The sequence below is a fragment of the Bradyrhizobium genosp. SA-3 genome (assembly GCF_004212635.1).
In the GTDB taxonomy this organism is placed as follows: domain Bacteria; phylum Pseudomonadota; class Alphaproteobacteria; order Rhizobiales; family Xanthobacteraceae; genus Bradyrhizobium.
On sequence record NZ_PSRT01000020.1, the window covers coordinates 14,374 to 26,904 of the forward strand.

The 12,531-nt window shown below is 64.5% G+C and carries 10 protein-coding genes; 4 read left to right on the top strand and 6 right to left on the bottom strand.

From position 1 onward, the window contains the following. Positions 1-79: 79 nt before the first annotated feature. Entirely contained in the window at positions 80-1,705 is a 1,626-nt protein-coding gene (locus CWO91_RS09045; RefSeq protein WP_130213160.1) for a glycosyltransferase family 39 protein, read from the top strand. A gap of 134 nt (positions 1,706-1,839) precedes the next feature. On the opposite strand, the gene CWO91_RS09050 is transcribed toward CWO91_RS09045, so the two are convergent. The 5 genes from CWO91_RS09050 to CWO91_RS09070 form a co-directional block, all read right to left on the bottom strand. Then, complete coding sequence (locus CWO91_RS09050; protein WP_091884753.1) at positions 1,840-2,157, bottom strand: HPr family phosphocarrier protein; 318 nt, start codon at positions 2,155-2,157, stop codon at positions 1,840-1,842. Further along, the gene (locus CWO91_RS09055; RefSeq protein ID WP_007597752.1) at positions 2,154-2,555 is read right to left on the bottom strand and encodes a PTS sugar transporter subunit IIA; all 402 of its coding nucleotides are present in this window, start codon (positions 2,553-2,555) and stop codon (positions 2,154-2,156) included. Before CWO91_RS09055 ends, CWO91_RS09050 begins: the two co-directional genes overlap by 4 nt. Before the next feature lie 133 nt (positions 2,556-2,688). Further along, positions 2,689-3,213, bottom strand: a complete 525-nt coding sequence (locus CWO91_RS09060) for an HPr kinase/phosphorylase (protein ID WP_130213161.1) — start codon at positions 3,211-3,213, stop codon at positions 2,689-2,691. Next, complete coding sequence (locus tag CWO91_RS09065) at positions 3,210-5,006, bottom strand: sensor histidine kinase (protein WP_130213162.1); 1,797 nt, start codon at positions 5,004-5,006, stop codon at positions 3,210-3,212. The genes CWO91_RS09060 and CWO91_RS09065 overlap by 4 nt, the downstream gene beginning before the upstream one ends. A 117-nt stretch (positions 5,007-5,123) precedes the next feature. After that, positions 5,124-5,825, bottom strand: a complete 702-nt coding sequence (locus CWO91_RS09070) for a response regulator transcription factor (protein WP_008542552.1) — start codon at positions 5,823-5,825, stop codon at positions 5,124-5,126. A 243-nt stretch (positions 5,826-6,068) separates the two neighbouring features. On the opposite strand from CWO91_RS09070, the gene CWO91_RS09075 reads away from it, so the two are divergent. The 3 genes from CWO91_RS09075 to CWO91_RS09085 all read left to right on the top strand — a co-directional run bounded on the left by CWO91_RS09075 (position 6,069) and on the right by CWO91_RS09085 (position 11,383). Beyond that, positions 6,069-6,818, top strand: a complete 750-nt coding sequence (locus tag CWO91_RS09075; protein WP_130213163.1) for a HugZ family protein — start codon at positions 6,069-6,071, stop codon at positions 6,816-6,818. 64 nt (positions 6,819-6,882) lie between these two features. Further along, the gene (locus CWO91_RS09080) at positions 6,883-9,480 is read left to right on the top strand and encodes a CHAT domain-containing tetratricopeptide repeat protein (protein WP_130213164.1); all 2,598 of its coding nucleotides are present in this window, start codon (positions 6,883-6,885) and stop codon (positions 9,478-9,480) included. A 286-nt stretch (positions 9,481-9,766) separates the two neighbouring features. Next, entirely contained in the window at positions 9,767-11,383 is a 1,617-nt protein-coding gene (locus CWO91_RS09085) for a phosphoenolpyruvate carboxykinase (RefSeq protein WP_130213165.1), read from the top strand. 168 nt (positions 11,384-11,551) lie between these two features. Here CWO91_RS09085 and CWO91_RS09090 read toward each other — a convergent pair whose 3' ends face one another. Further along, positions 11,552-12,367, bottom strand: coding sequence for an acyl-CoA thioesterase (locus tag CWO91_RS09090; RefSeq protein ID WP_130213166.1), 816 nt, complete (start codon positions 12,365-12,367; stop codon positions 11,552-11,554). Positions 12,368-12,531 lie beyond the last annotated feature (164 nt).

The following is a 12,531-nucleotide window of genomic DNA, read 5'->3' on the forward strand; positions in this document are numbered from 1 at the left end:
TTCGTGCTCGGGGTCCCCGCGTCCTTCATTCACGCCAAGCTGATTTCACTCCAGCGCAAAACGCGCTACGCAACGCTCCATGTCGACCACGTCACTTCCCTCCGCCAGAGCGCGCACCAAGACCCGGCTCAGTTACAACCGCTTTCGGGCCTGGCTGGTTGCCTGCGCGATCCGTCCCGAGGCCCGCCTCTGGCTGGTGATCCAGCTCGCTATCCTGCATGCGGTGCTCTGGACCTTCATCCTGATCAATCTCAAGGCGGCGCAGGACGTTCACATGGACGTCGCAGAAGCCTATGGCTGGGGCCAGAAATTCCTCTGGGGTTATGGCAAGCATCCGCCGCTGTCGGGCTGGATCGCCGGTCTCTGGTTCAAGCTGTTCCCGGCGGCGGACTGGGCGACTTATGCGCTTGCGATGGCGACCGTCGGTGTCGGCATGGTGATCTGCTGGCTGGTTGCCTTGCGCGTGGTCGATGCGCGGCGCGCGTTCCTTGTTGTGGTGATGGTCGCGCTCTACCCGATCTTCAATTTCAAGGGTTTCAAGTACAACCCGGATCTGCTCCAGCTCGTCACGCTGCCGCTGCTCGTGCTCGCTTATCTCAACGCCTTTGCGAAGCGGAGCTGGCAATCCGGCGTCTTGCTCGGGCTGGCCGGCGCGCTGGCGCTGATGACCAAATATTGGGTGCTGACCATGATCGGCGCCATTGGCCTTGCCGCGCTGATCCATCCCGAGCGGTTGCGCTTCCTGTCGTCGCCGGCGCCATGGGTTGGGATCGCGACGATGGTGGTGGCGATGATCCCGCACATCGTCTGGCTGGCGGATGCGCATTTCGTGCCGCTGACCTATGCCGGCGACACCTACAGCCTCCAGGACAGCAGCCAGGTGCATCAGCTCGTCGCCGGCTACTTCCTGCATAATTTCGCGCTGTTGGCCCTGCCGGTCGCGCTTGCCGCGCTGGCGATGGCGCTGGTGCCGCCGTGGCTCACGCTGCTCATGCGCGCCCCCTTGCGCATCGTCACGCGAGCCTGGGCGCGCGGGATCAATCCGGGCGTCAACCTCTCGCAGGCGCTGAACGTCTGGATCATCCAGATCATCGTCGCGTTCGGCCCGCCGCTCGGCGCGCTGGTGTTCAGCATCTACATGAAGACCGATTGGGGCATCTCGCTGTTCTTCCTGGTGCCCTTGGCGCTGGTCGCGATCCCTGCATTGCGGGTGCAGGGCTCGGTGCTGTTCAACATCGCCGCGATCTGGCTCGTGCTCAGCGCCGCCACGCTCGCCGCCTCGCCCTGGATCGCCGCACGCGAGATGGCGGCTAATGCCGGCAACACGGCGACCTATGGCGCGCGCTCGGAGCTGGCGCGCGAGCTGACGCAGGCCTGGCACGCGCGCTTTGCCTCGCGCTGGGCGGTCGTCGCCGGGACGATGGAGACGATTCAGCCGATGGTGTTCTACAGCCCCGATCACCCCAGCCCGTTCACGCCGAACGAAGCCTGGGCGTCCGGGCTGACCTCGCTCGAGGACGTCAGGACCTACGGCTTCATCGGCGTGTTCGATCCGACCGACGAGCGTCTGCCCAAGTTCGAGAAGTGGGTCTCGGAAGTCGCGCCGGACGCCGAGCGCATGGTGATGACCACGCGCCGCTTCACCCACGGCAAGGCCGGTCCGGCAATGAGCTGGAACATCTACATCGTGCCGCCGGGGAAATAGTAGGATCTCGTAGCGGTGCCGTAGGGTGGGCAAAGGCGCGAAGCGCCGTGCCCACCATCTTTCGGCGAGCGTGACAGGCGTGGTGGGCACGCTTCGCTTTGCCCACCCTACGGCAGCTTCATTGACGAAGCAGCCTAAACCCCTTCCTCATTGAACTTGCTCTCGACCAGCTCGGTGATTGCCGTGAGCGCCGCTTCGGCTTCGTCGCCGGCAGCCGCGACCGTGATGGTCGTGCCGGGACCCGCAGCCAGCATCATCAGGCCCATGATCGAGGTGCCGCCGACGGTCTCGCCGCCGCGCGTCACCCATACTTGCGCGTTGAAGCGCTCGACCGCCTGGACGAATTTCGCCGAGGCGCGGGCGTGCAGGCCGCGCTTGTTGATGATCAGAAGCTCTTTGGAGATCGCCCCCGCGGGCACGCCCGTTGCGGCTTGCGGCGCGTCGTCGCTCATTTGCCGGCGAGCACGCGGCTGGCGATGGTGACGTATTTGCGGCCGGCTTCCTGGGCCATCGCGATCGCGTCGGGCAGCGGACGCTCCTCGCGCACCTTGGCGAGCTTCACCAGCATGGGCAGGTTGATGCCCGCAAGCACTTCGACCTTGGGGCGGCTCATGCAGGATATTGCGAGGTTCGACGGTGTACCGCCGAACATGTCGGTGAGGATCGCAACCCCGTCGCCGGAATCGACGCGGTTAACCGCCTCGATGATGTCGCTTCGGCAGAGATCGGAATCATCTTCGGCACCGATCGTGATCGCTTCGATTTGCTTTTGTGGGCCCATGACATGCTCAAGCGCTGCCTTGAATTCGTCGGCAAGGCGCCCGTGGGTCACAAGTACTAGACCAATCATCGGAAAACTCCTCGCGCGCGCTTTTGGTGCGCCGCACGAACGCGCCACTTTGACCATCCAGAGCCCCTGCGCAAGAGGGGATGTTGCGTATCTCCCTGAATCTAGACGGATGGATGAGGGGAGCTGCGCCGGTCTATTCGGTCGCGATAGTGGGGTTCATATGGTTACCATTTCCCTTCAAACAATCGGCTGAGGGCTTAACGGAAGATGAACTCTTGGTAGTGGTCAAGGCCGCAACAACCAATGGGAGGGGCGAATAGCCGCGGCTAACAGGGATTCGCGGTATTTCGACACCAGAAATGCTGGTTTTCAGCGATTCTGTCGCAGGCAGGCGCTCGGCGTCCGCCGCGTCCAGATCGACCACGAGGCCGACGGTCGCATGCTCCACGAAGTCGCAGCGGCGGATTCCCAAGCCCCGGATCTCGATCAGGCCGGCCAATACCGGAGCGGGGCGGACTTCAATTTCCTGGCCGACTGTCGCCAGATGGACACGGTCATCTCCGACCAGAACGGCCCTTTCGATCAGGCCCGACCGGCCCGCCATGATTAAATCGAAGGCAAGGCGCGACTTGCCGGAGCCCGAGGGACCGCGGATCAGCACGGCAAAATTCCCGACCTTGACGGCGGAGGCGTGCACGCTGGGGCCGCCGTCGCTCATAGCGCCGGCAGCCTCACCACGAAGCGCGCGCCCGTGACCGTCGGCGCGCCGTCGGCATCGAGCGGGCCTGCGCGGTTCTCGGCCCAGATGCGCCCGCCATGGGCATCGACGATCTGCTTGGAGATCGACAATCCGAGGCCGGAGTTCTGGCCAAAGCCCTGATGCGGACGGTCGGTGTAGAAGCGCTCGAAGATGCGCTCCAGCGCGTCGTCGCGGATGCCGGGGCCGTCGTCGTCGATCACGATCTCGATCTCGCCGCGCGCGCGGCGGCAGGTGAGGCGCACCTTGCTGCCGGCTTGCGAGAACGATTGCGCGTTGGACAGCAGGTTGGAGACGACCTGTCCGAGCCGTGAATCGTGGCCAGTCACGGCGAACGTGTCGGTCGGGCTGCGGCCCTCGAAGCGGGTCTCGACCGCGACGTCGTGGCCGAGCTTGGTCTCGTTGGCGACGGACGCCAGCGTCGTCAGCAGGCGGCGCAAGTCGACCGGGATCGCATCCTGGCGCTGCAATTCGGCATCGAGCCGGCTGGCGTCCGAGATGTCCGAGATCAGACGGTCGAGCCGCTTGACGTCGTGCTCGATCACCTCGAGCAGGCGTGCGCGGCTGGTCTCGTTGCGCGCCAGCGGCAGCGTCTCGACCGCAGAGCGCAGCGAGGTCAGCGGGTTCTTCAGTTCATGGGCGACGTCGGCGGCGAACATCTCGATCGCCTCGATGCGGCTGTAGAGCGCGCTGGTCATGTCGCGCAGCGCGCCGGAGAGGTGGCCGATCTCGTCGCGGCGGCGGGTGAAATCGGGGATCTCGATGCGGGCCTTGATGCGGCGGCGGACGCGCTCGGCGCTGTCGGCGAGCCGGCGCACCGGACCTGCGATCGTGCTGGCAAGCAGCAGCGACAGCATGATCATGACCGTTGCGGCAACACCGCCGACCTTCAGGATGGCGAGGCGCTCGGCGGTGACCATCTGGTCGATGTCGTCGCCCTGGGTCGACAGCATCAAGGCGCCGTGGATGGCACGCGAGCGCAGCACGGGGACCGCGACCGAGACGATCACCTCGCCGCGTGCATTGACCCGCACCATCGAGCGCTTCTGGCCCTGGAGTGCGTCGCCCACCTCCGCATAACCATTGCCATTCTCGGGCCCGAGCTCGCGGTAGAGCGGCAGGTCGCCGCGGTTCAGCCAGGTCCGCACCGCGACCATGCCGCGCTCGACGATGCCGGGCTTCTCGGCCGGTGGCGGCAGGTTGTAGCGCAGCACGTTTTCGAGGTTGCGGCTGTCGACCAGCAGGCTGCCGTTCGGATCGTAGATGCGCGCGCGCGTCTTGGTCGGCGAGATCAGCGTGCGCAGCACCGGCGCCACGCGCTCCGGATTGATCGGGAAGTCCAGCGGCGAATATTCGTCCGAGCCGCCATAGGTCTCGCCCGGCTTCAGATCAAGCAGCCGGTCGGGGTCGATGGTGATGGCGTTGGTCTGCACGGTCGCTGAGGCCGCGATGGCGCCGGCGATGATCTCGGCCTGCACCAGGAGGCTCTGAGCCCGCGCGTCGATCAGGCCGGCGCGGAATTGCGATAGATACAGGATGCTGGCGACCAGCGCGACGAGGCCGGCGAGGTTGAGGGAGACGATGCGGCGGGTCAGGCTCGAGAAGGACAGCGCGAAGAAGAACTGCCCGGCGCGCTTCAACCAGTTCAGCGGCCGCCAACCCTGCGGCTTGTCTTCGGCAACGTGCTCCGGAACGCCGTGGGATGCGACATCCTCGGCGCTCTGGTTTGGATCAGGCTGCGTTCGGTCAAGCAATGCTTATGCCCGCGTTAGGACAGCTCGTTGAGAAGGTCCCCGCATCCTAGAGCGATCCCGGTCCCGATGGAATCAGAACCGGCGATGCTCTCGTCTTTGGTGAAGCTGCCTGCCGCCTCAGGCTTCCTTGAAGCGGTAGCCGACGCCGTAGAGCGTCTCGATCATCTCGAACTCGTTGTCGACCACCTTGAACTTCTTGCGGAGCCGCTTGATGTGGCTGTCGATGGTGCGGTCGTCGACATAGACCTGGTCGTCATAGGCCGCATCCATCAGCGCGTTGCGGCTCTTCACCACGCCGGGCCGGGTCGCCAGCGCCTGGAGGATCAGGAATTCGGTGACGGTCAGCGTCACCGGCTCGTTCTTCCAGGTGCAGGTATGCCGTTCCGGATCCATGCGCAAAAGGCCCCGGTCGAGCGCCTTGGCATCGTTCTCCTTCGGCGCGACGGTCGGGTCCTTGGGCGCCGAGCGGCGCAGCACCGCCTTGACGCGCTCGACCAAAAGGCGCTGCGAGAACGGTTTGCGGATGAAGTCGTCGGCGCCCATCTTGAGGCCGAACAACTCGTCGATCTCTTCGTCCTTGGAGGTCAGGAAGATCACTGGCAGGTCCGATTTCTGCCGCAGACGCCGCAGCGTCTCCATGCCGTCCATGCGCGGCATCTTGATGTCGAGGATGGCGAGATCGGGCTGGGTGGTGCGAAAACCGTCAAGCGCGGAGGCACCGTCGGTGTAGGTCATGATGCGGTAGCCTTCGGCTTCCAGCGCGATCGAGACGGATGTGAGAATGTTGCGGTCGTCGTCGACCAAAGCGATTGTGGGCATGAGCCTCTGCTTTCTGCTTTCCGTTTGGGTCGTGGCTTGAAACGGCGAGCAATCCAGTGATGCGCCGCATACAATGGGTGCCGAACTCGGCATACGAACCTTGTCACCGAGCAATGCAAGCTAGGCTGAAGTGTGACCAAGTTCCACGAAACGCGGCAGATCCGCCGCGTCTCGACCCATAACCTGGCCCCCGTTTACCCGAAAAAAGGCCTCCCTTGCAACCACCTGACCCCGAGAAAGCCGATGCAACCGACCCCGGATTTCGACCCCGCGAAACTCGCCAAATCGCTGCTGCGACGGTCGCGGCAGGGGGCGCTGGCAACCCTGATGGCCGGCAGCGGCGATCCCTATTGTTCCCTGGTCAATCTGGCGAGCCATCCCGATGGCTCGCCGATCCTGCTGATCTCGCGCCTCGCGGTGCATACCCGGAACATCTTGGCGGACAGTCGGATCTCGCTGATGCTGGACGAGCGCGCGGCCGGCGATCCCCTGGAAGGAGCCCGGATCATGCTGTCCGGCCGGGCCGAACAGGCCGATGCCGACAAGGAGTTGCTCCAGCGACGGTATCTCAATGCCCATCCCTCGGCGGAAGGCTTTGTTTCGTTTAAGGATTTCTCCTTCTTCCGGATCCGACCCACGGGAACCCATCTGGTTGCCGGCTTCGGCCGGATCGTCGACCTCAAGCCCGAGCAGTTCCTCACGGACCTCACCGGTGCCGAGGATCTGCTGGCGGCGGAACAGGGCGCCGTCGAGCACATGAATGCCGACCATCGCGACGCCATGAACCTCTATGCCACAAGGCTGCTCGGCGCGGCCGAGGGCGACTGGCGCTGCACCGGCTGCGATCCGGAAGGCCTCGACATGCAGATGGATCAGACCGCGCTGCGGCTGGAGTTCCCGGAGCGGGTGACGGATGGCACGGCACTGCGCAAGATGCTGGTCCGCCTCGCAGGTGAGGCGCGCAAGAAGATGGACCAGGGCGAAACATTTTGAACGTCGCCGCTGATCGCTGCGACCCAAGACCGTGATCGGTCCGACGGCGGCAGCGAGAGTGTTCATGGCAAGATGGAATCGAGTGGCGCTGATCGCAGGCCTCGCGCTCGCGGCGAGCGCATTGCTGCCCACGGCTGCTCTTGCCCAGAAGGGCAATCTTGCCGCGCAGGGCGCCAGGATCAACGCGCTCATGGCTGCCGGCAAGTATTCGGAAGCGCTCCCGCTCGCGCAGGCGACGGTTGCGAGCCTCGAGAAGAGCGACAACGGCCGTGAACTCGCCGCTGCTCTCAACAATCTCGGTCAGGTCCATGCCGGCCAGGGCCGAGACGATCTGGCCGAGCCGCTCTACAAGCGCGCGATTGCATTGATGGAAAAGTCGCTCGGCCTCGACACTCCATTGGTCGCGGCCGAACTGACAAATCTCGCCGCGCTGTATCAGCGGCAGGGCCGCTTCGCCGAGGCCGAGCCGCTGTTCAAGCGCGCGCTCGCCGTGCGCGAAAAGAGCTTGCCGCGTGAGCACCCCGATGTCGGCCAGGCCCTCAACAATCTGGCCACGCTCTATGTCAAGCAGGAGCATTTTGCCGACGCCGAGCCGCTGTTCCAGCGGGCGCTTGCGATCTACCAGAAAGCAGCCGGGCCCGAGCATCCCGCGGTTGCGACCGTCCTGAACAACATCGGTCAGGTCGATCGCGACCTCAATCGCGATGCTGATGCCGAAGCGCCGATCAAGCGCTCGCTCGCGATCCGCGAGAAAGTGCTGGGGCCGGAGCATCCCGACGTCGCCCGCTCGCTGAACAATCTCGCGGGTCTCTATCAGCACCAGCAGCGCTATGTCGAGGCCGAGCCGCTGTATTGCCGCGCGCTGGCGATCCGTGAGCGCGCATTCGGCGCCGATCACCCTGACGCCGCAATCTCGACCAGCAATTTCGCCTATTTCCTCCAGATGTCCGGGCGGACTGCCGACGCCTTGCCGCTCGCAGAAAAGACGCTCGCCAACAATCGTGCGCAGTTACGCGTCGTATTGCCGATCCTGTTTTCCGCGCGGCAGCAGCGTCTCCTGCCGGACGACAAGGCGCTGGACGAGGCGCTCGCGGCGATCCAGCGCGGCACGCAATCCTCTGCCGCCGCCGCCGTGAACAAGCTCGCGGTGCGGTTGGCCGCCGGCAGCGACCGGCTCGCCGAGCTCGTGCGCAAAGATCAGGATCTCGCGGCCGAGTCCGACGCGCTCGACAAGGCGATCATCACTGCGGTGTCGAAGCCTTCCGCTCAGCGCGACCGCGTGGCCGAACAGCGCAGCCGCGCGCGGATCGCGGCAATCGCGAGCGAGCGCAGCGGATTGCAGAAGACCCTCGCGGTCGAGTTTCCCCACTATTCTTCGCTCTCCAACCCGCTGCCGCTGGCGGTGAAGGACATTCAGGCATTGCTGTCGGCCGACGAGGCGATGGTGCTTTATTCGATCGTCGACAAGCAGAGCTACGTCATCGCGATCACCCGCGACGGCGTCGACTGGAAGGAGATCCCGCTCGGCGCTGATGCGCTGGCGCAGAAAGTGTCCGCCTTCCGTCGGGGATTAGACGTCGGCAAGGCGCACGATGCCTCCGGCAAAGCCGGATTGTTCGACCTTGCGCTCGCGAACGAGCTCTATGCCGCGCTGCTTGGTCCGGTGGAGGCGCTGACAAAAGACAAACGCAATTTGTTGGTCGTGCCGTCGGCGGCGCTGACCGCGTTGCCGTTTCATCTGCTGGTCACGGAGAAGCCGCGAGCGGCGATCCCGGACAGGCTCGAAGGCTATCGCAGCGCCGCCTGGCTGTTGCGGCGCCAGGCCGTCTCGGTGCTGCCGTCGGTGATCAGCCTGAAATCGCTGCGCGCCTTTGCGCGCAGCGATCAAGGCATCAAGCCGATGACCGGCTTCGGCGATCCCGTGTTCAACCCTGCGCTGGAGGGGCCGGCCGAGCGTCGTGCCGCAAGCGGCAAGGTCGCAGCGCGCAGCATCGCGACCATCGCCTATACCGACTTCTGGCGCGGTGCCGGCGTCGATCGTGCGCGGCTGGCGCAGGCGCTGCCGCAACTGCCGGATACTGCGGACGAGCTGAACGCGGTGGCGAGGGATGTCGGCGCGACCGATGCCGACATCCATCTCGGTCGCGACGCCAGCGAAACGACGCTCAAGCGTGCAGCGCTTGCTCAATATGGCATCATCTACTTTGCCACCCACGGCCTTGTCGCCGGCGACATCAAGGGACTGGGTGAGCCCTCGCTTGCACTCTCCATTCCCGATCAGCCATCGGAGCTCGACGACGGCCTGCTCACCGCGAGCGAAGTGGCCCAGCTCAAGCTCAATGCGGATTGGGTTGTGCTGTCGGCCTGCAACACCATCGCGGGCGACAAGCCGGGCGCTGAAGCCCTGTCGGGATTGGCGCGTTCGTTCTTTTATGCCGGTGCCCGTGCTCTCCTGGTCTCGCATTGGGCGGTGGATTCGGAAGCTGCCACGCGCTTGACCACGTCGACGTTCGAGCTGCTCAAGAACGAACCGAAGATCGGTCGCGCCGAAGCCTTGCGCCGCGCGATGCTAACTTATCTCAACGACGCTTCGTCCCCGCGCAACGCCTACCCTGCGATGTGGGGGCCGTTCGCACTCATCGGCGAAGGTGAGGTAAGATAGGAAGCCACGTCGGGCATTGTGCGTCGCAATAACCGGGAGTAACGCGCAAATGCGCGTTTGGTTGCGCGATCATTCGAACTTTTTGAATGCGCCTGCTCAGAGCTGACATGCGCGACGTTTGGCGCGGTCTTTGAATAAACCAAATCCTACGGGATCAGCTTGGCAACGCCGGCGTTCATCAGTATTAGGTCGCCCAACCGAGGCTAAATGGCCTATATTCACGGTGACCGCGAGGGCGCCAAGGTTTGGTCGCGCTAAGTGTCGCGGGTTCTAGGAGGATTTTTTCGTGCAAGAGACGGGCGTGCGCAACGGTGCCTTCGGCGCCGACAAATTCGGCTTAAAGAATCTCAAGCAGGTTCACTGGAACCTCGGTGCGCCACAACTCTATCAATACTCGCTCTCGGCAGGCGAGGCGGTGCTGTCCGCCGACGGTGCACTCTGCGCCGACACCGGCGAGTTCACCGGCCGCAGCCCGAAGGACAAGTTCACGGTGCGTGACGCCACCACCGACAAGAAGATGTGGTGGGCCGGCAACCAATCGATCACCGCGGAGCAGTTCGAGACGCTCTATCAGGATTTCCTCAAACACGCCGAAGGCAAGACGCTGTTCGCGCAGGACCTCTATGGCGGCGCCGATCCGGCCTACCGGATCAAGACACGTGTCTTCACCGAACTCGCCTGGCACTCGCTGTTCATCCGCACGCTGCTGATCCGCCCCGAGGCCGTCGAGCTGTCGAGCTTTACGCCGGAGCTTACCATCATCGACATGCCGAGCTTCCGCGCCGATCCCAAACGTCACGGCTGCCGCTCGGAGAACGTCGTCGCGATCGATTTCGCCCGCAAGATCGTCCTGATCGGCGGGTCTTATTATGCCGGCGAGATGAAGAAGTCGGTCTTCACCACGCTGAACTATTACCTGCCCGAGCGCGGCGTGATGCCGATGCACTGTTCGGCCAATGTCGGCGCCAACGACGACACCGCGATCTTCTTCGGGCTATCAGGCACCGGCAAGACCACGCTGTCGGCTGATCCCAACCGCACCCTGATCGGCGACGACGAGCACGGCTGGGGCCCGAACGGCGTATTCAATTTCGAAGGCGGCTGCTATGCCAAGTGCATCAAGCTGTCGAAGGAAGCCGAGCCCGAGATCTTTGCTGCATCGACGCGCTTCGGTGCGGTGCTCGAGAATTGCGTGCTCGACGAAGACACCCGCATCGTCGATTTCGACGACGGCTCCAAGACCGAGAACACGCGCTCGGCGTACCCGCTCGATTTCATTCCGAACGCCTCGCGCACCGGCCGTGCGCCGCAGCCGAAGAACGTGGTGATGCTCGCCGCCGACGCCTTCGGCGTGCTGCCGCCGATCGCAAAGCTCTCGCCGGCGCAGGCGATGTATCACTTCCTGTCCGGCTACACCGCCAAGGTGGCCGGCACCGAGCGCGGCCTCGGCAACGAACCGCAGCCGGAATTCTCGACCTGCTTCGGCTCGCCCTTCCTGCCGCTCGACCCCAGCGTCTACGGCAACATGCTGCGTGACCTCATCGCCCGGCACAATGTCGACTGCTGGCTGGTCAACACCGGCTGGACCGGCGGCAAGTATGGTGTCGGCTCCCGCATGCCGATCAAGGTGACGCGCGCGCTGCTCACCGCCGCGCTCGACGGCTCGCTTCGCAACGTCGAATTCCGCACCGACAAATATTTCGGCTTCGCGGTCCCGACCGCCCTGCCGGGCGTGCCGAGCGAAATCCTCAACCCGGTCAACACCTGGAAGGACAAGGACGAGTTCGACAAGACCGCCCGCGCGCTGGTCGGCATGTTCCAGAAGAACTTCGCCAAGTTCGAAGCCCAGGTCGACGCCGAGGTGCGCGCCGCTGCGCCGGACGTGAAGCTCGCAGCGGAGTAACTTGGCTCTCGAAACGGAATACAAAAGGGCGGCCGCGAGGCCGCCCTTATTGCTTTGCGCGATATCTCTCCACCGTCATTGCGAGCGCAGCGAAGCAATCCAGAATCCCTCCGCGGAGACAGTCTGGATTGCTTCGCTGCGCTCGCAATGACGAGCCTGCGAGAGCAGCTACGCCTTGAAATAGGCGATCTGCGTCGTGGTCGCGAGCAATCTGCCGTTCGGTGACCACAGCTCGCCGTTCTGATCGCCATAGCTCTTGTGGAAGATCTTGGCGTCCGCGGTCGCGAGCACGCGCGTGATGTCTTCCGCCGCCAGCTCTTCGGCATCGGTGTGGAAATACGTCGTCAGCGACACTGTGCCGAACGGCACCAGCTCGCGCCGCGCGTGGAAGATGCGGCCGAAGAAGGCATCCGACATCGACATCAGTGACAGCATGTCGAGCTTGCGCGGCGTGCGGTCGCTGATCCAGATCTTCGAATAGGTGCTGGCGGGCTCGGTCTGCGGCGGGCCGATCCGCATCTCGCCCTCGACGAAGCGGAATTCATACTGGTTGGCCCAGGACGCCGCGATCTTCGGGAATGGCAGCGTCTGTTCGAACGGCTTGGCGTCTGGGCACTTCGCCACCCCGTGCTCCCAGGACGGCCGACGCTCGGCGAACACGGCGGTGGCGAGCGTTGCGACCTCGCCGCCGCCTTGGCTGAGCTCGACGCTCCAATGCTGGCTGGAGCGGTTGGCCTTCACCAGCCGCAAATCGAGATCGAACGGCCCCTTGGCGATCGGTGCGCAGTAATTGACGGTGAGCGCGAGCGGATCGCCGGCGCGTTCGGGATGATCGATCAGCGCGCGCAAAATGGTCGCGGCGGTGGCGCCGCCGAACGGGCCGACAAAGGCCCAGTAATCGTCGCTGGTGTGCCCCTGCCAGCTGGAGTCACCGGCACTGACGCGGGTGGCGTCATCGAACGGGTGCGGGAGCTTGGCGTGCATTGGTGGTCCTCGGTATCTCCCCGACGCTCATTGCGAGCGCAGCGAAGCAATCCAGACTGTCCCCGCGGAAAGAATCTGGATTGCTTCGCTGTGCTCGCAATGACGGCGGTTGAGGCTGCGGCGTCTGTATCATTGGCGCCGGTTTGGGAAATGATGATGATCAT

Excerpts from the sequence above, each read along its gene's own strand:
- CWO91_RS09090 (WP_130213166.1), bottom strand. The coding sequence starts at position 12,367 with ATGCACGCCAAGCTCCCGCACCCGTTCGATGACGCCACCCGCGTCAGT.
- CWO91_RS09045 (WP_130213160.1), top strand. The coding sequence starts at position 80 with ATGTCGACCACGTCACTTCCCTCCGCCAGAGCGCGCACCAAGACCCGG.
- CWO91_RS09075 (WP_130213163.1), top strand. The coding sequence starts at position 6,069 with ATGCAACCGACCCCGGATTTCGACCCCGCGAAACTCGCCAAATCGCTG.
- CWO91_RS09070 (WP_008542552.1), bottom strand. The coding sequence starts at position 5,825 with ATGCCCACAATCGCTTTGGTCGACGACGACCGCAACATTCTCACATCC.
- CWO91_RS09060 (WP_130213161.1), bottom strand. The coding sequence starts at position 3,213 with ATGAGCGACGGCGGCCCCAGCGTGCACGCCTCCGCCGTCAAGGTCGGG.
- CWO91_RS09055 (WP_007597752.1), bottom strand. The coding sequence starts at position 2,555 with ATGATTGGTCTAGTACTTGTGACCCACGGGCGCCTTGCCGACGAATTC.
- CWO91_RS09050 (WP_091884753.1), bottom strand. The coding sequence starts at position 2,157 with ATGAGCGACGACGCGCCGCAAGCCGCAACGGGCGTGCCCGCGGGGGCG.
- CWO91_RS09080 (WP_130213164.1), top strand. The coding sequence starts at position 6,883 with ATGGCAAGATGGAATCGAGTGGCGCTGATCGCAGGCCTCGCGCTCGCG.